Annotated in this window: 25 protein-coding genes and 2 other RNA genes; 21 read left to right on the top strand and 6 right to left on the bottom strand. The window is 64.1% G+C overall.

All coding sequences use genetic code 11. The features are described 5' to 3' along the window. Nucleotides 1-48: 48 nt before the first annotated feature. Nucleotides 49-2,898, top strand: coding sequence for an RNA polymerase-associated protein RapA (gene rapA, locus BHD08_RS06020; RefSeq protein ID WP_015276197.1), 2,850 nt, complete (start codon nucleotides 49-51; stop codon nucleotides 2,896-2,898). A gap of 146 nt (nucleotides 2,899-3,044) precedes the next feature. Here rapA and BHD08_RS06015 read toward each other — a convergent pair whose 3' ends face one another. From BHD08_RS06015 to BHD08_RS05995, 5 genes are all read right to left on the bottom strand, one after another. After that, the gene (locus tag BHD08_RS06015; RefSeq protein WP_015276196.1) at nucleotides 3,045-3,953 is read right to left on the bottom strand and encodes a CHAD domain-containing protein; all 909 of its coding nucleotides are present in this window, start codon (nucleotides 3,951-3,953) and stop codon (nucleotides 3,045-3,047) included. A 118-nt stretch (nucleotides 3,954-4,071) separates the two neighbouring features. Continuing rightward, on the bottom strand, nucleotides 4,072-5,337 hold the full coding sequence (locus tag BHD08_RS06010; protein ID WP_015276195.1) for an Hsp70 family protein: 1,266 nt from the start codon (nucleotides 5,335-5,337) through the stop codon (nucleotides 4,072-4,074). Between the two features lie 149 nt (nucleotides 5,338-5,486). Continuing rightward, nucleotides 5,487-6,833, bottom strand: a complete 1,347-nt coding sequence (locus BHD08_RS06005) for an MFS transporter (protein WP_015276194.1) — start codon at nucleotides 6,831-6,833, stop codon at nucleotides 5,487-5,489. A 121-nt stretch (nucleotides 6,834-6,954) separates the two neighbouring features. Further along, entirely contained in the window at nucleotides 6,955-7,737 is a 783-nt protein-coding gene (locus BHD08_RS06000) for a hydroxypyruvate isomerase family protein (protein WP_015276193.1), read from the bottom strand. Continuing rightward, the gene (locus BHD08_RS05995) at nucleotides 7,734-8,621 is read right to left on the bottom strand and encodes an NAD(P)-dependent oxidoreductase (RefSeq protein WP_015276192.1); all 888 of its coding nucleotides are present in this window, start codon (nucleotides 8,619-8,621) and stop codon (nucleotides 7,734-7,736) included. The genes BHD08_RS06000 and BHD08_RS05995 overlap by 4 nt, the downstream gene beginning before the upstream one ends. A gap of 278 nt (nucleotides 8,622-8,899) precedes the next feature. Here BHD08_RS05995 and BHD08_RS05990 point away from each other — a divergent pair, with 278 nt between their 5' ends. After that, nucleotides 8,900-9,712: an undecaprenyl-diphosphate phosphatase gene (locus BHD08_RS05990; RefSeq protein ID WP_015276191.1), complete on the top strand. Its 813-nt coding sequence runs from the start codon at nucleotides 8,900-8,902 to the stop codon at nucleotides 9,710-9,712. Between the two features lie 626 nt (nucleotides 9,713-10,338). On the opposite strand, the gene BHD08_RS05980 is transcribed toward BHD08_RS05990, so the two are convergent. Then, entirely contained in the window at nucleotides 10,339-11,043 is a 705-nt protein-coding gene (locus BHD08_RS05980) for a S24 family peptidase (RefSeq protein WP_125021146.1), read from the bottom strand. A gap of 170 nt (nucleotides 11,044-11,213) precedes the next feature. Here BHD08_RS05980 and BHD08_RS05975 point away from each other — a divergent pair, with 170 nt between their 5' ends. The 19 genes from BHD08_RS05975 to BHD08_RS05885 all read left to right on the top strand — a co-directional run bounded on the left by BHD08_RS05975 (nucleotide 11,214) and on the right by BHD08_RS05885 (nucleotide 20,184). Beyond that, on the top strand, nucleotides 11,214-11,558 hold the full coding sequence (locus BHD08_RS05975; RefSeq protein WP_125021145.1) for a helix-turn-helix domain-containing protein: 345 nt from the start codon (nucleotides 11,214-11,216) through the stop codon (nucleotides 11,556-11,558). Between the two features lie 42 nt (nucleotides 11,559-11,600). Then, nucleotides 11,601-13,655 carry a DNA-binding protein gene (locus BHD08_RS05970; protein WP_125021144.1) on the top strand — a complete coding sequence of 685 codons (2,055 nt, stop codon included), beginning with the start codon at nucleotides 11,601-11,603 and terminating at the stop codon, nucleotides 13,653-13,655. A 39-nt stretch (nucleotides 13,656-13,694) separates the two neighbouring features. Beyond that, nucleotides 13,695-14,423, top strand: a complete 729-nt coding sequence (locus BHD08_RS05965; protein WP_125021143.1) for an AAA family ATPase — start codon at nucleotides 13,695-13,697, stop codon at nucleotides 14,421-14,423. Nucleotides 14,424-14,524: 101 nt separating this feature from the next. Continuing rightward, nucleotides 14,525-15,058 (top strand): hypothetical protein, encoded by a 534-nt coding sequence (locus BHD08_RS05960; protein ID WP_125021142.1) that lies wholly within the window; start codon nucleotides 14,525-14,527, stop codon nucleotides 15,056-15,058. Continuing rightward, the gene (locus tag BHD08_RS05955) at nucleotides 15,055-15,441 is read left to right on the top strand and encodes a hypothetical protein (RefSeq protein ID WP_125021141.1); all 387 of its coding nucleotides are present in this window, start codon (nucleotides 15,055-15,057) and stop codon (nucleotides 15,439-15,441) included. The genes BHD08_RS05960 and BHD08_RS05955 overlap by 4 nt, the downstream gene beginning before the upstream one ends. Next, a complete protein-coding gene (locus BHD08_RS05950; protein ID WP_125021140.1) occupies nucleotides 15,425-15,739 on the top strand; it encodes a hypothetical protein in 315 nt (104 codons plus the stop codon). The genes BHD08_RS05955 and BHD08_RS05950 overlap by 17 nt, the downstream gene beginning before the upstream one ends. Before the next feature lie 14 nt (nucleotides 15,740-15,753). Further along, nucleotides 15,754-16,371: a DUF3164 family protein gene (locus tag BHD08_RS05945; RefSeq protein WP_125021139.1), complete on the top strand. Its 618-nt coding sequence runs from the start codon at nucleotides 15,754-15,756 to the stop codon at nucleotides 16,369-16,371. A 1-nt stretch (nucleotide 16,372) separates the two neighbouring features. Continuing rightward, nucleotides 16,373-16,798, top strand: coding sequence for a hypothetical protein (locus BHD08_RS05940; RefSeq protein WP_125021138.1), 426 nt, complete (start codon nucleotides 16,373-16,375; stop codon nucleotides 16,796-16,798). 8 nt (nucleotides 16,799-16,806) lie between these two features. Beyond that, on the top strand, nucleotides 16,807-17,031 hold the full coding sequence (locus BHD08_RS05935) for a hypothetical protein (RefSeq protein ID WP_125021137.1): 225 nt from the start codon (nucleotides 16,807-16,809) through the stop codon (nucleotides 17,029-17,031). A gap of 16 nt (nucleotides 17,032-17,047) precedes the next feature. Beyond that, on the top strand, nucleotides 17,048-17,344 hold the full coding sequence (locus BHD08_RS05930) for an HU family DNA-binding protein (protein ID WP_125021136.1): 297 nt from the start codon (nucleotides 17,048-17,050) through the stop codon (nucleotides 17,342-17,344). Continuing rightward, nucleotides 17,343-17,415, top strand: an RNA gene (locus BHD08_RS05925) — hammerhead ribozyme type II. The genes BHD08_RS05930 and BHD08_RS05925 overlap by 2 nt, the downstream gene beginning before the upstream one ends. A 5-nt stretch (nucleotides 17,416-17,420) precedes the next feature. Further along, a complete protein-coding gene (locus tag BHD08_RS05920; protein WP_125021135.1) occupies nucleotides 17,421-18,095 on the top strand; it encodes a DUF2786 domain-containing protein in 675 nt (224 codons plus the stop codon). After that, an RNA gene (locus BHD08_RS05915) (hammerhead ribozyme type II) lies at nucleotides 18,094-18,166 on the top strand. Before BHD08_RS05920 ends, BHD08_RS05915 begins: the two co-directional genes overlap by 2 nt. A 4-nt stretch (nucleotides 18,167-18,170) precedes the next feature. Continuing rightward, nucleotides 18,171-18,398 carry a hypothetical protein gene (locus BHD08_RS05910; RefSeq protein WP_125021134.1) on the top strand — a complete coding sequence of 76 codons (228 nt, stop codon included), beginning with the start codon at nucleotides 18,171-18,173 and terminating at the stop codon, nucleotides 18,396-18,398. Next, entirely contained in the window at nucleotides 18,395-18,673 is a 279-nt protein-coding gene (locus BHD08_RS05905; protein WP_125021133.1) for a hypothetical protein, read from the top strand. The genes BHD08_RS05910 and BHD08_RS05905 overlap by 4 nt, the downstream gene beginning before the upstream one ends. After that, the gene (locus BHD08_RS05900) at nucleotides 18,673-18,876 is read left to right on the top strand and encodes a hypothetical protein (protein ID WP_125021132.1); all 204 of its coding nucleotides are present in this window, start codon (nucleotides 18,673-18,675) and stop codon (nucleotides 18,874-18,876) included. The genes BHD08_RS05905 and BHD08_RS05900 overlap by 1 nt, the downstream gene beginning before the upstream one ends. Next, the gene (locus tag BHD08_RS05895) at nucleotides 18,873-19,268 is read left to right on the top strand and encodes a gp16 family protein (protein ID WP_125021131.1); all 396 of its coding nucleotides are present in this window, start codon (nucleotides 18,873-18,875) and stop codon (nucleotides 19,266-19,268) included. The genes BHD08_RS05900 and BHD08_RS05895 overlap by 4 nt, the downstream gene beginning before the upstream one ends. Before the next feature lie 2 nt (nucleotides 19,269-19,270). Further along, nucleotides 19,271-19,699 carry a Mor transcription activator family protein gene (locus BHD08_RS05890; protein WP_125021130.1) on the top strand — a complete coding sequence of 143 codons (429 nt, stop codon included), beginning with the start codon at nucleotides 19,271-19,273 and terminating at the stop codon, nucleotides 19,697-19,699. 56 nt (nucleotides 19,700-19,755) lie between these two features. After that, nucleotides 19,756-20,184 (top strand): hypothetical protein, encoded by a 429-nt coding sequence (locus BHD08_RS05885; protein WP_125021129.1) that lies wholly within the window; start codon nucleotides 19,756-19,758, stop codon nucleotides 20,182-20,184. Nucleotides 20,185-20,265: the final 81 nt, after the last annotated feature.

The following is a 20,265-nucleotide window of genomic DNA, read 5'->3' as shown; positions in this document are numbered from 1 at the left end:
TGGCGACGTTCCGTTACCATAGCCGGCTTTTTCACAGCGGGAGGCAGCATGGCGCAGCAGTATCTACCGGGGCAACGCTGGATCAGCGACAGCGAGGCAGAACTCGGCCTCGGAACCATCCTGACCCAGGATGGACGGATGCTCACCGTGCTCTACCCGGCGACCGGCGAAACGCGCCAGTACGCGACACGCAGCGCCCCACTGACGCGGGTGCGCTTCGTTCCCGGTGACGAGATCACCCATTTCGAAGGCTGGAAGATGACCGTGCGCGAGGTCGACGACGTCGACGGCCTGCTGGTCTACCACGGCCTGACGGCGCAGAACGAAGCTCGCACCCTGCCGGAAACCCAACTGTCGAACTTCATCCAGTTCCGCCTGGCCAGCGACCGCCTGTTCGCCGGGCAGATCGACCCGCTGGCCTGGTTCAGCCTGCGCTACCACACCCTGCAACACCAGAGCGCCCAGTTGCAGTCTTCGCTGTGGGGCCTCGGCGGCGTGCGTGCGCAACCCATCGCGCACCAGCTGCATATCGCCAAGGAAGTCGCCGACCGCATCGCTCCGCGCGTACTGCTGGCCGACGAAGTGGGCCTGGGCAAGACCATCGAAGCCGGCCTGATCATCCATCGTCAGCTGCTCTCCGGCCGCGCCAGCCGGGTGTTGATCCTGGTTCCGGAAAACCTCCAGCACCAGTGGCTGGTGGAAATGCGCCGCCGCTTCAACCTGGAAGTCGCCCTGTTCGATGCCGAGCGTTTCATCGAGAGCGATGCCAGCAACCCGTTCGAAGACACCCAGCTGGCACTGGTATCGCTGGAATGGCTTAAGGAAGACGAACGCGCCCAGGATGCTGCCTTTGCCGCCGGCTGGGACGTGCTGGTGGTGGACGAAGCGCACCATCTGGTCTGGCACCCGGAAGGTGCCAGCGCCGAATACAAGCTGGTCGAACAGCTGGCCGAAGTGATTCCCGGCGTGCTGCTGCTCACCGCGACCCCGGAGCAGCTCGGTCTGGACAGCCACTTCGCCCGTCTGCGCCTGCTCGACCCGAATCGCTTCCATGATCTCGAAGCCTTCCGCGCCGAAAGCTCCAGCTATCAGCCGGTGGCCGAAGCCGTGCAGGAACTGCTCGACGAGGGCCGCCTTTCGCAGCAGGCGCACCAGACCATCCATGACTTCCTCGGCGCCGAAGGCGAAGCCCTGCTCGCCGCCGCCACCGATGGCGACATCGAGGCCAGCAGCCGCCTGATCCGCGAACTGCTCGACCGTCACGGCACTGGCCGCCTGCTGTTCCGCAACACCCGCGCCGCCGTGCAGGGTTTTCCGGAGCGCCAGCTGCATCCGTATCCGCTGCCCTGCCCGGCCGAATACCTCGAACTGCCGCTGGGCGAGCACGCCGAGCTGTATCCGGAAGTGGCCTTCCAGAGCCAGCAGGATGATGGCGAAGCGAGCAACCGCTGGTGGCAGTTCGATCCGCGTGTCGAGTGGCTGATCGACACGCTGAAAATGCTGAAGAAGTTCAAGGTACTGGTCATCTGCGCCCATGCCGAGACCGCCCTCGACTTGGAAGACGCACTGCGCGTGCGCTCCGGCATCCCGGCCACAGTGTTCCACGAAGGCATGAGCATCCTTGAGCGCGACCGCGCCGCGGCCTACTTCGCCGACGAGGACTTCGGCGCGCAGGTACTGATCTGCTCGGAGATCGGCAGTGAGGGCCGCAACTTCCAGTTCAGTCACCATCTGGTACTGTTCGATCTGCCGGCGCATCCGGACCTGCTCGAGCAGCGCATCGGCCGTCTCGACCGCATCGGCCAGCAGCACACCATCCAGCTGCACGTGCCCTATCTGGAAACCAGTCCGCAGGAGCGCCTGTTCACCTGGTATCACCAGGCGCTGAATGCCTTCCTCAATACCTGCCCGACCGGTAACGCACTGCAGCACCGCTTCGGTCCGCAGCTGCTGGCGCAGCTGGAAGAAGGCGACGATGACGCCTATCAGCTGCTGATCGACGAGGCCCGCGCCGAGCGCGAACGCCTGGAAGCCGAACTGCACAGCGGCCGCGACCGCCTGCTGGAGCTCAATTCCGGCGGCGGCGAACAGGGCAAGGCACTGGTCGAAGCCATCGAGGAGCAGGACGACCAGTTCGCCCTGCCGATCTATATGGAGCAGTTGTTCGACGCGTTCGGCATCGACAGCGAAGACCACTCGGAAAACGCCCTGGTACTGCGCCCCAGCGAAAAGATGCTGGATGCCAGCTTCCCGCTGGGCGACGACGAGGCCGTGACCATCACCTACGACCGCGAACAGGCCCTGGCCCGCGAAGACATGCAGTTCCTCACCTGGGAACATCCCATGGTGCAGGGCGGCATGGACCTGGTGCTGTCGGGCTCCATGGGCAACACCGCGGTCGCGCTGATCAAGAACAAGGCGCTCAAGCCGGGTACCGTGCTGCTCGAACTGCTGTTCGTCAGCGAAGTGGTGGCGCCGCGCGCGCTGCAGCTGAGTCGCTTCCTGCCGCCGCTGGCGCTGCGCTGTCTGCTCGACGGCAATGGCAACGACCTGGCCTCGAAGGTGGCCTTCGATACGCTCAACGATCAGCTGGAAAGCGTGCCGCGCGCCAGCGCCAACAAGTTCGTCCAGGCCCAACGCGACGTGCTGGCCATGCAGATCGCCGCTGCCGAAGCCAAGATCGCCCCACGCCACACCGAACGTGTTGCCGAAGCCAAGCGCAAGCTCAAGGCCGGACTGGACGAGGAATTGGCGCGTCTGGTGGCGCTGCAGGCGGTCAACCCGAGCGTGCGCGACAGCGAAATCGAGGCACTGCGTCAGCAGCGCGAAGAAGGCCTGGCGGCACTGGACAAGGCTGCACTGCGCCTGGAGGCGATTCGAGTGCTGGTGGCTGGTTGAATTGGCAGCTTGCCAGTGTGCTGCGGATGGGCTGAAGCCCATCCTGCTGCGTTTGGTTGAGCGCTAGCGGTCAGACCGCAGCGCTCGCGACCGGAGCGAATCCAACCGCCCCTCAGCCGCAGCACTTATGATGGAGCAAAGGGTGCCTACCCCTGCTCTTTCCGCGCGATACCCCAGTAGGCGCCAATTCGCCCAACCAGGGCCTTCGGCGGCTCGGCATACAGCCTGCGACCGAGGCGCAATGCACGCTGCTGCAACTGCGCGCGCCGCTGCTCGATGCAGCGCTGCAACACGTCGCGGGTTTCCGGCGGACCGAACAGCTCCGGCTCGTCCTGCATCAGCTGCGTCATCACCGCCAGGTCGTGATCGTCCCCCAGTGCATCGGCCACCTGCTTGAGCTGCTCGGCACGGCTTTCCAGCGCATCCGGCCAGCACGGCGACAGCAGCTGGCAGTGATACCAGTGGTCTTTCACCCGCTTGCGCCACTCATGCAGCAGCTCGTCAGAGCCATCCTTCTCCGCACGCGCCAGATCCCGCACGCCGTCGGTGTAGGTCCGACGGATGCCGTCGGCCAGCAGGCCGAAGCCCTTGCCCGGGAGCTTCCAATGCTGCACATCCTGGATCAGTGCGCGCAGCTCGCCCAGCACTTGCGCCACGTCCGCCTCGAAACCGCTATGCACGTCGCCCTCCGGCGCGGCGCGCTGCTGCAAGTGCAGGCGGATCTGCCGAAACGCATCGCCAACGAACAGCGACTGGTCGGTGCGCGCCAGGGCATCCCAGCTTTCCAGCATGGCCGCTGCATCACGCGATTCCGCCAGGGAGCGTCCCATGTCGCGCAGCCGGCGATTGTCGAGCTTGAATCGCGCACCGAGAGGCTCGCGCACCAAGCGCAACAGCGCACGCAGCTCCTTGAAGCGCTTGCGCGCCTGGTGCACCCCTTCCGCACGCTCGGCCGGCTCGACGCAAAGCGCCTGGATCGCCTTTTCGATGCGCTGCAGGGCGACCTTGCGCACCTCCTTGGCGGCGTTGCGTGCAGGGCGTATGCGATAGGCCATCAGGTTCTCCTCGATAAGGACGCTCCGTTTGAGCACCAGTACTGGGACCCGTACGCCAAGCCCGGCGTTGACACGCGAGTGTGAAGTTTATGTGTCAGCGCGTGACGTCGTTCCCGACTCAACCGTAGCGCTTGCGCGCCTCGATGGCCAATCCGCTGCCGATGCTGCCGAAGCGATTGCCTTCGACATGCCGTGCACGGGGGAGCAGCCCGGCAACGCTGTCGCGCAGTGCAGGAATAGCGCTCGAGCCACCGGTGAAGAACACCGTATCGACCTCATCATGGCGCACGCCGGCATCCGCCAGCAGCTGATTGATGCTGCCACCGATACGGTCAAGCAGTGCGGCGATGGCGCTTTCGAAACCCTGACGCGTCAACTCGGCCTGCAAGTGCGGTTCAATGCGCTGGAAGTCGATGGCGAAACGCTCCGCCTCGGTCAGCTCGATCTTGCCCTGCTCCACCTGCATGGCCAGCCAGTGCCCGGCACGCTGTTCGATCAGGCGGTACAACCGATCAATGCCGGTAGGATCGACGATGTCGTAGCGCATGCTCTGCAGCGCTCGTAGCGAGGCCGGCGCGTAAACGGCGTTGATGGTGTGCCAGGTGGCCAGGTTGAGGTGCGTACTGGTCGGCATCGGCGCATCGCTCTTCATCCGGCTGCCATAGCCGAACAGCGGCATCACCCCGCTCAGGCTGAGCTGCTTGTCGAAGTCGGTACCGCCGATATGCACGCCGCCGGTAGCGAGAATGTCCGCCTGACGATCATCGACAGCCCGGCGCTCGGGCGATAGCCGCACCAGCGAGAAGTCGGAGGTACCACCGCCGATATCGACGATCAGCACGCGCTCTTCGCGTTCGATACGCGACTCGTAGTCGAACGCCGCGGCGATCGGCTCGTACTGGAAGGACACGTCCTTGAAGCCGATCTTGCGGGCGGCAGCGGCGAGGGTGTCCGCCGCCTCGCGGTCGGCTTGCGGGTCGTCATCGACGAAAAACACCGGTCGCCCCAGCACGACCTGCTCGAATGGCCGACCCGCAGCCGTTTCGGCGCGCTGCTTGAGGGTGCCGAGAAACAGGCCGAGGATTTCCTTGAACGGCATCGCGCTGCCCAGCACCGTGGTTTCGCTTTTCAGCAACTTGGAGCCGAGCAGGCTCTTGAGCGAGCGCATCAGGCGTCCCTCGTAGCCTTCGAGGTATTCGCTCAACGCCTGGCGACCATAGACCGGCCGGCGCTCCTCGAGGTTGAAGAACACCACCGATGGCAATGTCGGCTGCTCGCCCTCGAGCACGATCAGCGGGTCCATGTCCGGGCGCCACCAACCAACCGTGGAGTTGGAAGTACCGAAGTCGATGCCGCAGGCGCGGGCAGGTAGGACGTTGGGCATGGTCTTTTTCCGCGGGTACTGAAAAACGGCCGCGCAGTGTAAAGGAGGCCGCCCTCGGTTGCAGGCCTATCGTCAGCCGCGTTACTTGAGGCCAAAAAAATGCCCGGCCATCGCTGGTCCGGGCACAAACCCCATAACGCTACGCCGTATCAGGCAGGCACTGCCTCCGCGCCAGGCGCATCCGCCGTCATCCCGGCAGTCATGCGCTTGGCATCGGCACAGAACGTCCGCGACGCCTGGAAGAGGAACACCATGGTCAGCAGCAACGAGGCGGGTATCAGGTACATCGCCCCGTGCAGCCCCTCGGCGCGGAAGGCCTCGGCCATCTCGCTGGCGCCCGCCGCCAGCATTGCTGCTTCGGCGAAATGGTCCGAGAGCAGGCCGACCACTACCGTCCCCATACCGCCACCGAGCAGATACAGCCCGGCGAAGAACAGCGCCATGGCCGTGGCCCGCAGACGCGGCTCGACCACGTCCTGAATTGCCGTGTAGACGCAGGTATAGAAGTTGTAGGAGAACAGCCAGCCGATGCTGAACACCGCGACGAACATGCCGACCTCGATACGCCCGGCCAGCAGCGCATAGCCGGTCGCGATGGTCGCGATCAACATGCTCACCGCCGCGAAGATCAGGCGACCGCGGGCGAAGCGCTGGTGAATGCGATCGGCAACCCAGCCACCCAGCGTCAGCCCGAACAGACCGGTCAAGCCGACGATCACGCCGGTGGCCACCGAGGCTTGGACCAGCGAGACCCCGTGATAGCGCATCAGCAGCGGCACCATGAAGGCATTACAGGCATAGGTCGCGAAGTTGAACGCCAGCCCGGCCAGCACCAGCCACCAGAAAGTGCGGATAGACAGCACCTTGCGCATCGGCTGCTTCACCGGTTCCTGGGATACCTTGACGGTCTCGGCGGCGCCACGCTTGGGCTCCTTGATGAAGAAGATGAACAGCGCCAGCACCAGGCCTGGCACGGCAGCGATAAAGAACGGCGCACGCCAGCTGCCGAACGCCTCGACCATCGAGCCGATGGTGAAAAAAGCCAGCAGCAGCCCCAGCGGCAGGCCGAGCATGAAGATGCCCATCGCCCGCGCGCGTTTGTGCGCCGGAAACAGGTCGCCGATCAGCGAGTTGGCGGCCGGCGCGTAACTGGCTTCGCCGATGCCGATGCCCATGCGCACCAGGAGGAAGCTCCAGAAGTTCCAGGCCAGCCCGTTGACCGCCGTCAGGCCGCTCCAGGCAGTCAGCCCCCAGCCCATGATCTTGCGCCGCGAACCGAGATCGGCCATGCGCCCCAGGGGCAGACCGGCAATGGCATAGACGATGGTGAAAGCGGTGCCGATCAGGCCGAGCTGGAAGTCGTTGAGGCTCCACTCCAGGCGGATCGGCTCGGCGATGATCGCCGGAATGGTGCGATCGAAGAAGTTGAACAGGTTCGCCAGAAACAGCAGAAACAGCACGCGCCAGGCGTTGGATGCTTGGGTGGAAGGCTGCATGACGTCGGTCTCGATTGTTCTTATATTTCCGGCCGCAGACCAGCCGGGACTCGACGATGACTCTAGAGTCTGTGCCTGCTCCTGTCTCCGAACATCACCTTCGCTTATGCCGCGCGATGGCTCACCGCTCGCGCCAATCGGCCAGCCAGCCCAGGCTGGCATCGGTGCCCTGCTCGCCCGGTTTGTACTCGGCGCTCAGCCAGCCCTGGTAGCCGGCGGCCTGCAAGGCTTGCAGCGCTGCGCTGAAGTCCAGCTCACCGCTACCGGGCGCGCCGCGGCCCGGGCAATCGGCGAATTGCACATGACCGATGCGCTCACCCAACTGGGCGATGCAGTTGGGCAGGTCCAGCTGTTGGCGGGCCATATGGTAGAAATCCAGCTGCGCCATGCAGTTGGGGTGATCGACCCGCTCCAGCAGCGCCTCGAGATCCGCCGCGCTGTTGATCAGAAAGCCCCGCATGTCGAGTGGATTGATCGCTTCGCAGAGCACGCGGATGCCGAGCATGTCGAAGGCGTCGGCGGTTTTCCACAGATTGTGCTCCAGGGTCTCCAGCGCCAGCTCTCGGTCGACGCCCTCGGCGAGGCGACCCGGCAGCACGTTGACGCTGGCCGGGCGAACCATCAACGCATAGGTCAGTGCCTCCTGTAGCGCCGCGTCGAAGGCCTCCTGCCGATCCGGCACCGCCGCCAGACCTGGCCCGCCCTGCAGCAAATCGCCAGCGGGCAGATTGATCAGCACCAGCGGCATGCCGGCGCGCTCGAGCTGTTCTTTCAGGCGCATGGCCGGCACTTCATAGGGAAACTGGATCTCCACCCCATCGAAACCGGCGACGCGGGCGGCCAGGATGCGTTCGGTTAGCGGCAGTTCGGTGAACAGCAGCGACAGATTGGCGGCGATCTTCATTGCTCGTCCTCCCAGTACATCTGCACCAGCGTGGCGGGATCGCGCTCCAGATTGCCCTGGCTGCCGTGCAGACGCATCAGCTGTGCCGCCAGTCCGCTCAATGGCGTCGCCGAACCCTGCTCGCGGGACAGTTTCACTGCGGTGTCGAGGTCCTTGAGCAAGGTGCGCACATGCCATTTCACCGGTTCGAATTCACTCGCGGCCATCTGTGGAGCGAGGATCTGCAGCGGCCTGGAATCGGCGAAGCCTCCAGCCAGTGCCGGTGCCAGCAGGCTGGCGTCGACCCCGGCTCGTTCGGCCAAGGCCACCACCTCGGCGATCACCAGCGCATTGCAGGCGACAATCATCTGATTGCAGACTTTCGTCACCTGGCCGGCCCCGACCTCGCCCATATGGGTCAGGCGCTGACCGAGATTCATCAGCACCGGCCGCACCCGCTCGACATCCTCGACGCGCCCGCCCGCCATGATCACCAGGCTGCCGGCTTCCGCCCCCGGAGTACCACCGGACACCGGCGCGTCCACCCAGCGCATGCCACTGCGAAACTCCAGCTCAGCGGCCATGTCACGGGTAGCGGCCGGTTCGAGACTGGAGTGATCGACCAGCAGCTTGCCGGCCTTGCCACCTTCGGCAATGCCGCCCTTGCCGAACAGCACCTCGCGCACAGCCGCGGTGTCAGCCAGGCAAAGCAGGACGATGTCCGCCTCCGCGCAGAGTTCGGCAGGCGTGGCTACTGCCCTAGCGCCCAGCGCGACCAGCGGCTCGCACTTCTCGGGCGATCGATTCCACACGACCAGACGATACCCCGCGGCGAGCAGGCGCCGGCACATTGGCAGGCCCATCAGGCCGATACCGGCAAAGGCGAGAGTTGGCAGGTCGGACATGGGGCGACTCCTTGGCGAACGAGGCGCTGATTCTAGCGCCGCAGCGACCTCGGCAGCCATGCGCCGTGCCTGCTGGCAAGCCGAAGCTGACGTCCGCCTGCAACTTGATGCCACAATGTCACAACGCCATATCCAGCAAATTGCCCGACCAACCGGAACGATCCGCCTTTGAGCGCCTCTGAAGGAGGCCTCGAGGCATCACCTCGCGCAGACCATCCGCTCAACGCACGCCCGTCTCGACAATGCGCGTGCATCAGAAGACATCGCAGGAAAACGCAATGGATTTACTTCAGATCATCGTCCTGGCCATTGTGCAGGGGCTTACCGAGTTCTTGCCGGTATCGAGCTCGGCTCATCTGATCCTCTTCCCGCATCTGGCGGGCTGGGAAGACCAGGGATTGGCATTCGATGTCGCCGTACATCTCGGCACGCTGTTCGCCGTGGTCTGGTACTTCCGCCAGGAAGTGTTCGGCATGACCCGCGACTGGTTCGCTTCGCTGGCGAAGCGTGAACGCGTGGGCGACAGCCGACTGGCGTGGGCCGTGATCCTCGGAACGATTCCGGCTGGCATCGCCGGGCTGCTGTTCAAGGGCTTCATCGAAGAGCAGATGCGCTCGCCACTGGTAATCGCCTGGGCGACCATCGGCTTCGGCCTGTTGCTGTGGTGGTCGGATGTGGTCAGCCGGAAAACACCGCAGCCACGTGATGAACACAGCCTCAGCTGGAAAGACATCTTGTTGATCGGCTGCGCTCAGGCCCTGGCGCTGATCCCCGGGACCTCGCGCTCGGGCGTGACCATGACCGCCGGCTTGCTACTGGGGCTGTCGCGCTCAGGCGCCGCGCGCTTCTCCTTCCTGCTGTCGATCCCGATCATCGTGCTGGCCAGCGCCTTGAGCATGCTCGATCTGGCGGAAGGCGGCGTAGCCGTGGACTGGACGGCGATGGGCCTTGGCGTGGTGTTGTCGGCGGTGAGCGCCTACCTGTGCATCCACTTCTTCCTGAAGCTGTTGGAGCGCGTCGGCATGCTGCCGTTCGTGATCTACCGTTTGATCCTTGGCGTGGTGCTGCTGGTTCTATTCAGCGGCGCCTGAGCACGACTGATACGGTGAACACCTTGCCGCGCTTCGCGATCCCTCGCTTCCGCGGCGCCGGCCGGAGCTCCATGCGCTATCAACCCTGGGGCAGATCGATCAGCAATGGGCCAAGCAGGACAGCTGCGATACGTGCTTCGGTGAACATTTTCTCGGTCAGAGGCACGCTACGTACTTCGGCGCTGCCAACAGGTTGCGCCTGAATTCTCGCTACCTCTCTGAATGAGTGACCATCTGCCCAGACCATGGTGGACCGACCCTTCTTATCGCACTTCACATTCGCTTCCTTTGCCTGCGGGGTGGCACATTGCATTTATTCGGCCACTACAGATCACTTAGGTTTGGGGTCTGAAAAAAGTTCGTCGTGTTACACGATATTTCTGCACTGAACTGCTGTGGGGAGGTTTTATGTTTGGCACAGAGGAGAAACCCGGTGGGATGAGCCGGGACAAACCGGGAGGAACCCTGACAGCCAGACGCGGTGCGGGATAGCGCCGAGCCGCGCGGGCCGACGAGCTGTCAATTTGTGCCAAATAGATGCGAAGCGCTTTCGGCAATTGATGCCATTCAAAATCAGCAGTTGGTGCGAGGTTTGGCACTCACTCAGCGCATAGTGAGGCAGCCGCTCAAATCATCCAGCCACCGGCCCAGACCACGCGGCCGACGATCTCCAGGTCAGCCAGGCGGTCCCTTGGAACGAGCATGTCGCGGTACGCCTGGTTCTCGCTGATGATCTGGACCGAGCCATCGAACTGGCGCTGCAGGCGCTTAGCGTATAGGTGGTCGTCCAGGCGGATCACGTAGACGGCCTCACCCTCCAGGGCATTCCGGCTGTGGTCGATCATGACCGTGTCGCCGTCGCTCAGCAGCCCCTCCATCGAATCTCCATCGACACGAATAGCCGACAGGCGTGCGGGATCAAGCCCCTTCTTACGCAGGCTGTATCTGGTGAACGCCAGCTGCGTTAGCACGCGACAGTTCTCATTCCACGAGCCGTGCCCTGCACTGCAGCGCGCATCGTAGAGCGGGATATAGACGTAGTCGCTCTCCTCGATGTCAGTAACACGATCGGCCTGACCAAACGCAAGCCAAACCGGCGCCACATCGTGAGCGGCAGCAATCAGCTCCAGACGATCCAAGGTCGGATATGTCTCACCACTCAGATAACTGCGTATCGCGCCTTCGGATAGACCGCACGTACGCGCAAATGCGCGCGCCCCCATCGTTCCCATCACGGTCTTGAGCCGATCCCTGAAGCATCCGATTGACGCAGAGGCAATCGGATGACGAAGGGAGCCGGCATCCGTTTTATCCGACTCCTCATAACCCATTGATTTTACTCGACTTATTCATAAATACGCGCAAGACACCTATAAAAATGCATCGGATGCTCTTTTATCCGATTGCTATACGCTTATTTCCGCGTTAGGCTTTGTTCCGTTGGTAACGTTAGCAAGCCTAAAAAACCACCCTGCCAGGTGGTTTGAAATGGAAATTCAGCATGAACAGAAGCGATGTCCCGTCCGACCCATCCCTTCGCTGGGAATGGATCAAGTACCAGCTCCGCATCCGCGGCACTTCGCTGGCCAAGTTGGCCCGCGAACAAGGCGTCTCCGACGCAGCTGTGAAAAAGGCAAAGCGCATGCCCTACCCACGCATGGAACGCGCTATCGCCAATGCTCTTGATCTTCATCCTGTAGACCTTTGGCCTGATCGCTGGAAACCGAATGGTTCCCCCCTACGTGATCGTCCTAATCGTGCCGAGCGCTCCGCTCCACGTGGCGAAAAGAATACCGCAGGCCATAAGGCAAAACACGTTAGAAACCGTACGAGGGCCGAAGGATGAGCACTGCCTCAAGCATCGCCAGGTTTCGATTCGAGGTGAGCCATGCGTAATTGGTTTACTGCACAAGAGCTTGCTGGTCTGCCCGGCATGCCCGGAACGGATCGCAACGTTAAGGCCATGGCAGTTCGTAACGGCTGGGAAGGCCAACGCCGCCTCGGCAGCAAGGCGATCGAATACGCCTTTGCGGTCCTGCCACCCGAGACCCAGTCAGCTCTGCTGGCCGCAAACGTCAATGCGAATGCCCCTACAGAAGTCGCTGAGCCCGTGTCGAATCCGGTGGCGAATCCGACCGAGCGTGACAGGAAATCCGCGTCACGCTTGAGCGATTCGCAACGCGACGTCATGACCGCGCGGTTGGCTTTCGTGCGTGAAATCGAGCGCATGAGCCAGGTCGTCACCCAGCAACGGGCAATCGAAACACTCGTCGGCTTGGCCAAAACTGGCGAGCTAAGCCCATACCTGGACGAGCGCGTCACCCGTGCCAATGACCGCAAGACTGAAGACCGCAGCCTGTCCGAGCGCACCCTCAAGCGCTGGCTGTCGGACTACCGCAAGCATGGCGAAACCGCGCTCGCTCCTGCGCGCCGGCAGAAAGATATGGCCGTGCCGGACTGGGCCGCAGACTTCCTGCGCTGCTATCAGCGCCCGACCAAGCCCAGCGTTGAAGCTGCCTACGCAGAGTTCGCCGGCAAGTGCCAGGGCGAGCGCCCGAGCATCCACCAGGTGCGTCGCTTCCTGAACAAACTGAGCCCCGAGGCTCGTGAGACCGGCCGGCGGACCCCGCAGGAACTCAAGGCGCTGCAGCCATTCAAGCGCCGCAGCACCAAGAGCCTAATGCCCTGCGACGTCTACACGGCGGACGGTCACAAGTTCGACGCCGAGGTCCTCAACCCGCGCACCGGCAAGCCGTACCGCCCGGAGACCACCACGGTCATCGACGTGGCAACCCGGCGCATCCTCGGCATCAGCATTGGCGAAGCGGAATCCACCATCGGCGTGATGGACGCACTGCGCGACGCAGTCCAGCGCGGCGGCATGTTCGCCATCTTCTACGTCGACAACGGCTCGGGCTTCGCCAACGACACGGTGCGTGAAGTCGTTGATCGCCTCGGCGGCACCATGACCCACGCCCTGCCCTACAACAGCCAGGCTCGCGGGCTCATCGAGCGCGCCCATCAGACCGTCTGGGTCAACGCCGCCAAGAAGCTGCCCAGCTACATCGGCGCCGACATGGACAAGCACGCCGGCACCAAGGTGCACCGCCTCAGCCGCAAGCAACTGCGCGAAACCGGTAGCACGCGCCTCATTCCGACCTTTGCCGAGTTCATGGCCGGGGTCGAGTACGAGATCGAGACCTACAACCAGAAACCGCATCGCGGGCTGCCAAAGGTGCGCGATCCGCACACCGGCAGGCTGCGCCACCAGAGCCCCAACGAAGCCTGGGACGCTGCACTCGGCGAGGGATGGCAACCGTTGCTGGCGCCCGTAGACCTGGTCAATGACCTGTTCCGACCGCAAGTCATCCGCAAGACCGTGCGCGGCGAGATCGCCTGGGCCGGCCAGCGCTACTTCATGAGCGACCTGCGCGAGTTGCACGGCGAAGAAGTCCGCATCGCCTACGACGTGCGGGACGCCTCGCGCATCTGGGTTCGGACGCTGGAGGGGGAGCTGCTCGGCGAAGCCCTGGTCGACGGCAATGCCAGCGACTACATGCCCAAGCCACTTATCGAGCAGGCCTACGAGAAGCGCGAGCAGGGCCAGATGGCCCGCGCCCTGGACAAGCTCGAAACCCTTACCGGCAAGCGAGTCGAGCTGCTGGCGCCGAGCAGCGCGCCGAGCGCCCAGCTCAGCCACGAAGAAATGGCAGCGGCCCGCCAACACGCTGCCCTGCAGATCGAGGAGCTGAACACCTTCCAGCTCCCCGGCGACAGCGTTGCGCGCTACCGCCTGTGGAAGCAACTGGACGCTCGTCTGCGTGAAGGCGAGCAACTGACAGAGCACGAGGCGCGCTGGCACGGGCACTACCCGAGCCGTAGCGAATTCACCTCGATGCGTGACTTGTTCGACGCGGACCCGAGCCAACAGGTCCACGCGTAACACAACCGGCCTCGGGGGAGGCCAACAAGGAGAGCAGTAATGAGTGTAACCAAGATCGTACCGCTGACTAACGTCGGTCTACTGACCAGCGCCATTGAGCGAGCGCAGGCGCGCCCGCTCGGCCTGCCCGGCCTGATTGCCATGTACGGCCCTAGCGGCCTGGGTAAATCGGTCGGCGCAGCCTGGGCTGCTAACCGCTACCGCGCGTACTACGTCGAGTGCCGTGATACCTGGACCAAGAAGGCGTTTCTGACAGCCGTACTGCGCGAGATGGCCATCACCCCGGCGCGCAACATGTCGGAAATGGTTGATCAGGTCGCCGAGCAGTTGTCGCGCAGCGGCCGACCGCTGATCGTCGACGACGTTCAGTACCTGCTGGACAAGTCCGTGGCCAACATCATCACCGACATCTACAACGCCAGCCAGGGCACCCTAGTGCTGATCGGCGAGGAACGCGTGCCGGCGAGCCTGGCCCGCCTGGAACGCCTGCACAACCGTGTCTTGGAATGGGTGCCCGCTCAGCCGGCCACCCTTGAAGACATGCAGACGCTAGCGCGCTCCAGCTACCCGGAACTGCACTTGAGTGACGATCTTCTCGAAGATCTGCGCGATGCCGTACGAGGCTGCCTGCGCCGCGTCGCGGTCAACCTCTACCGCATCCAGGGTGAAGCCGAAGCCATCGGCCTGCAGGCGGTCAGCCTGGCGCAGTGGAAGCAACTCGGTCGTGCCTGGTTCACCGGCGAAGCTCCTGCTCGGAAGCGTGCGTAATGGCGGGCGGACGTAGGCCAATCAATCTGGAAATGAACGGCCTCAAAGACAATCGGCAGCGGATATGGGAAGTCCTGCGAGCCGAAAAACGTAACTTCACAGTGCAACACGTAGCGTGGGCGGTCGACCTAGACCTGGAGACCGTCCGCTATTACCTCAACGCGTTGAAACGAGCCGGCTACATCGAAGCCGTCAGTACCAAACCACTGCGCGGTGCCGAACAGTTTCTGCGTCTGGTCAAGGACTGTGGCGTCGAGGCTCCGGCTATCACTCGCAAGGGCACAACCCGCGTCAGCGGTCTCGGGACTGAGGCCATGTGGCGAACGCTACGCATCCTGGGCGAAATCAGCGCCGAGGAACTGGCGGAGCAAGCCTCGGCCTCGGTGCCCACCACACCGAAAACCGCATATGCCTACCTGCTTTGGCTGCAGCGTGCGGGCTATGTAGCGGCAATTGCGCAGAGCAAGAGCGGGCCGAAGGGCCGCTGCTCCCGCTACCGCTTGCTGCCAGGAAAGTACACCGGCCCCAAACCACCAATGGTGCAACGCAACGGCCAGCTCTTCGACGCCAACCTGGGCGAGATCGTTTACGTACACAGGCCTAAATCCAGCCCAATGGAGGGCGCCCGCGTATGAGCCAGCCAACCGAACGCCTGCTCGCCTGGGGAACCGAGCCTCCGCTATGGGTGCGTCTACTTGATGCCGAGGTCGCGCGCAGCAACATGACCGCCGCCGCCAAGCGCATCGGCATGAACCGCGCCACCGTCAGCACCGTGCTGCGCAACTGCTATCCGTCTCTCAGCACGGCCGGCGTGGAGCGCCGCGTGATGGATGCATTGGGCCGGCTCGAATGCCCAGCACTGGAAGCGACCATCACCGTCGTGCAGTGCCAAGCATTCCGCGAAAAGCCGGCACCCACCCACAACCCATTGGCCATGCAGCACTGGAAAGCCTGCCAGCACTGCCCGCACAACCCGAGCTGCCAAGCGCAGGAGAGCCACCATGCAAACCGCCGTTGAACACAGCCTCAAGGTCCTCACTCCGGCGCTGGCTGGCCGCCTGCAGAGCTTCAACGAAGCCGCCCGCGCCCTGCGCCGCATGGAGGTGCGCCTGCATCACTTCGACCCGTCCGGCCACCGCCTAACCATCGACCCGGACGATGCGCGGCGTCTGCTCAACCAACGCGTGCTGCAGGGCTTCACCCGCTCGGCCAGTGCCGGCAGCACCAAGTACACCGCCCTCTTCATGGGCGTAACCCTCGAATGGCGCGAAGCCATCAGCTACAGCCGCCCCGAAGAATGGGCAACCCAACACTAAGGAGTACCCGCAACATGACCGCTCAAATGATCCCCGCCGGTTACCGGCAAGATGCCCAGGGCCGCCTGGTGCACGAAAGCATCATCAAACCCATCGACCTGGAGCGCGACCGCCTGGTGCGCCAGCTGGTCGACCGCGCCAGCGAACTCAACAGCGAACTGCGCGACTTCCGCCAGGTGGCCTTCGGCGACATCAAGGCCTTCATCGAGATGAGCTTTGAGGAATACGGCGCCCGCGTGGGCGGCAAGAAGGGCAACGTCACCCTTCTCAGCTTCGACGGCCGCTACAAGATCCAGCTCGCGGTGCAGGAAAGCATCGTCCTGGACGAGCGCCTGCAGGCCGCCCGCGCACTGATCGACGAATGCCTGCGCGACTGGACCGAAGGCGCCCGCCCCGAGGTCGTCACCCTGGTCAACGACGCCTTCCGCACCGACACCAAGGGCGAGATCCGCACCGCCCGTGTGCTCGCCCTGCGCCGCCTGGAGATAGGCGACGAGCGCTGGCAGCGCGCGATGAAGGCCATCGGCGAAGCCTGCCAGGTGGTCGGCTCCAAGGAATACCTGCGCGTCTACGAGCGCGAGGAAGACGGCGACCAGTACCGCCCTATCAGCCTCGACATTGCGGGGGTGTGAGATGCACGCCCGCACCCTCTGCGCGCTGCCCGCGCGCTCGCCGGAGCTGGAAGCCGAAAGCCGCCGGATCGCCGCCGCGACCGAGGCCTTTCTGGCCCGCGGCGGTGAGATCGAGCAGGTCGGCGCCAAGATGCTCGACGGCCCCGAGCCCTTCGTCATCAACCCGCGCCGCACGCCGGTCTATGCCCACCTGTTCGAGCAGGCCGACGCAACGCCAGCACCTGCAGCGCCGAAGCCAGCCACGGCCAAACAGCCGGTCGGGCGTATCGCCCAGCCGGCACCGGCCACGCCAAGCCCGGTGGCGCTGATCCGCGCCTGGGCGCTGCTGGGCCGCACCCCTAAGGAAATGGCCGAAAGCCTGAACATCCACGAGAAAGACCTGCGCCAGCTCTGCCGTCAGCACGGCATCGCCTGCCGTCAACGCTAGGAGGCCCCATGGCCGAGTACATCATCACCATCAAAGACGAAGGCGACGGCATCTCCATCGCCATGGCCGGGCCCGCAGCCAGCGATAGCAAAGCCGGTCTGCTCGCCCAGGGCCTGATCGGCATCCTGCCGAAGGTGGTCTCGAAGATCGCCCAGAGCAAAGCAGAACGCTGCAACTGCGACGAATGCAAGGCAGCTCGCAACCCAGGTACCACCAAACCAACCCTGCACTAACCACGGAGCACCACTCATGACCGTCACCAAGAAAGAGCTGATCGACACCATCACCCAGGAACTCGGCGCCACCGGCACGCCGATCAGCAAGACCCAGGTCGCCGCCGTCCTGGAGCAGTTCGGCGCCGTCTCCACGCGCGCCTTCAAGCGCGGCTTCGACGTACCGCTGCCGGGCCTGGGAAGGCTCAAGCCCACCGAGCGGGCCGCCCGCAATGGCCGCAACCCGTCCACCGGACAGCCGATGCAGGTGCCCGCCAAGCGGCTGGTCAAGTTCGTCGAAGCCAAGGCGCTGAGCGAAACCCTCAATCCTTAAGCGAAACCACCCCGGCCTGGCCGGGGCTGGTCTGCCGGGCGTGGTGGCCCGGTACTGATGAGCAGCCGAGGAAGCAATGGACCACAAGAAGGCCCTGGAAAAGATCAAGAAGTGCCTGCGGCTCGCCGCGAGCAGCAACCCCCACGAAGCCGCCGCCGCCATGCGCCAGGCGCGTGCGCTGATGGAGAAGTACCAGGTCGGCGAAGCCGATGTGCTGATGGCGGACGTCATGGAGGTCGCTGCGCGCAGCGGCTCCAAGGTCACGCCGCCGCAGTGGGAAGCGAGCCTGGCCGGCACCGTTGCGCGGGCCTACAGCTGCCGCGTCATCTTCATCGCGGGCCCCGGCAACTGGTCGTTCATCGGCGAGATGGCCGAGATCGCCGGCTACGCCATGACCCTGCTGCTGCGCCAGGTTCGCCAGGCCCGTCGCGACTACATCGCCGACACCCTCAAGCGCTGCAAGCCGGCCACCAAGACCAAGCGCGCTGACATGTTCTGCGACGCCTGGGTCTGGTCGGTGCGCACCAAGGTCCAGGAATTCGCCGGCAGCGCGGCGCCTTCAACCGCCGTCGAGGCCTACATCCAGAAGCACCACCCCGAGCTGCAGAACGGCACAGCCAAAGACCGCAACGCCAGCAAGGGCCGCCTCAGCGATCGCGCCCTTAACGACGCAGCCAACGGTGTTCGCGCAGCAAGTGGCGTCCAGCTGAATCACGGCGTGGCAGGTTCGCAAACGCTGGCGTTGAACTAAGCGAAACCACCCCGCCGTAGCCGGGGCTGGTCTGCCAGGCGTGGTTGCCTGGTACTGATGAGCAGCCGAGGAACTATGCACCTGTTACGCAACCGCGCCGAGTGGGCCGCCTGGGTCGAGCGCCTGGCGGGTATCAGCCTGCGCCAGGCCTACAACACGCCGACCGAGCCAACCTTATACCCATGCTACGGGTATGCCGTGCTGGCCATCGCTGACGCCGGCTACGAAACGGAGGAGCCGTGCTACCTCTACGCTGCCGACGTGGCTGCCATGGCCGTAACCCTGCTGGAGCACGCCGCATGAGCCAGGAAAGCCCAGTCGCACGTAAGCGCCGTCTAGCACGTGAACGCCAGACCAATCGCCGCCAGCGCATCGCCCAGCACCGCCAGGTGATGCAGGCCGAAATCCTCAAGCTGGAAATCTACGGCGGCACCCGTGCCGATCTCGACCTGGTGCGCAGCCGCGGCGGCTTCGAGGAGGACGCCGAGGCGCTGACGCTCGGCATTCGTTACCTGGCCAGGCTGGCGCAAACCGACCCGGACACATTTGCCGCTGCGATGAACCCGAGGAACGCATGATGAACCTGCAGCAAGCCGAACTGCGCGCCATGCCGCGCGCGCGCATCGCCGACTACGCACCAGAAAAGCTGTGCACCAGGTGCGCGGAGTACTGGCCCTCTGACCGGGAGTTCTTCTACCCGGCAGGCCCGGATCGCCTGAGCAGTTGGTGCAAGGCCTGCACCAACGAAGTGCGCAATACCAAACGGCGCGCCAAGCAATGAGCCTGGCCAAGATCCACATCGCCAAAGCCCAGCTCGGCCTGGACGATGAAACCTATCGCGCGCTGCTGGCGCGTGTCGCTGGCGTGCGTTCGGCCAAGGACCTCAACCGGCGGCAGGTCAGCCTGGTCATCGCCGAGTTTCAACGCCTGGGCTGGCAACCAGCACCCGCGCGCAAGGCCGGTCGGCAACCCAAGCCAACACCCGATCGCAAAGCGCTGACCGGCAAGATAGAGGCCTTTCTCGCCGAGGCGGGGCGCCCATGGGCCTACGCCGATGCGATGGCCTTGCGAATGTTCAAGGTTGAACGGGTAGAATGGCTAGATAGTGGCCAGTTGCAACGCCTGGTCGCCGCTTTCGCATACGATGCCGAACGCCACGGGAGACCGACCTAACCATGCAACTCGACCAGGTGAAAGCCCTACTGCCTCGGCAGATTCAGGAGCTAGCCGAGGCCATCGGCCTGCCGGCGACACAACGCCTGGTCGAAGAACTGGGCGGCACTACCTGGACAGTCGCCAAGGGCGTGCGCCGCCTCGGTGTGATCCGCCACGCGGCCCTGGTCGAAGTCATCGGCGAGCGCGCCGCCAACATCATGGTCGAGCGCTGGGCCAACGTGCCGCTCTACATCCCCCGCTGCGCCGCAGCACTTCGCCGGATGCGCGATCTGGAGATCAACCGCCAGTTCGAGCAAGGCGTGCGTGAAGGCGTCAGCGCCAACACCCTGGTCGCCGAGCTGGCCCGAAGCAACGGGCTGTCGGATCGGCGGGTGTGGGAGATCCTCAAACAGCCCGGCCCTGATGCAACTGGCGACCTGTTTCACTGATCGACGAAGTCTTTCGAAGCCCCCGGCCGCGGGGCTTTTCGCATATGGAGGTGTACATGAAGAAGTCCATAATTCTAGCCATCGCGCTCCTCGTCCCCGCGCTAGCCTCGGCCGAAATCGAGAGCGTCTACACCGACAGCGAGGCCGCCTCTATGGCCAAGGGGCTGTTCCAGGCTGCCAAGGACCTGCGTAATGAAGTCACCGAACTCTGCGTCGCACGGGCTGTACCGAAGCTCCATCAAGCAGCCAAGCAAGCCGATGCAGCAATTGAGCAGTGGCCAGACGATCACCTGAAGTATCGCGCGCTGTTCCCGTACGGCGATTGCCGGCAGGCAATGATCGATGTGCAGGCCTATGCGACGACCTGCGCCGTGGGAGGCTACAAAGGCGAGGCAGCAACGTATGATCAGAGGCGCTGGCAGGAGGATATTGCTGCGTGCGAAGCAGCCATTGCCAACCCCGATCTTTCGCTTAAAGATTTCTGACCCACAGCCCCGCTCCATGCGGGGCTTCTTGTATCTACTGAACCCCCTCAGAATCCACTGATATCCCGCCGCCGCCGAACA

Origin of the sequence: Pseudomonas sp. SCT, assembly GCF_003864275.1 — a bacterium.
In the GTDB taxonomy this organism is placed as follows: domain Bacteria; phylum Pseudomonadota; class Gammaproteobacteria; order Pseudomonadales; family Pseudomonadaceae; genus Stutzerimonas; species Stutzerimonas stutzeri_AE.
This window is presented reverse-complemented; position numbering and strand designations above follow the sequence as displayed.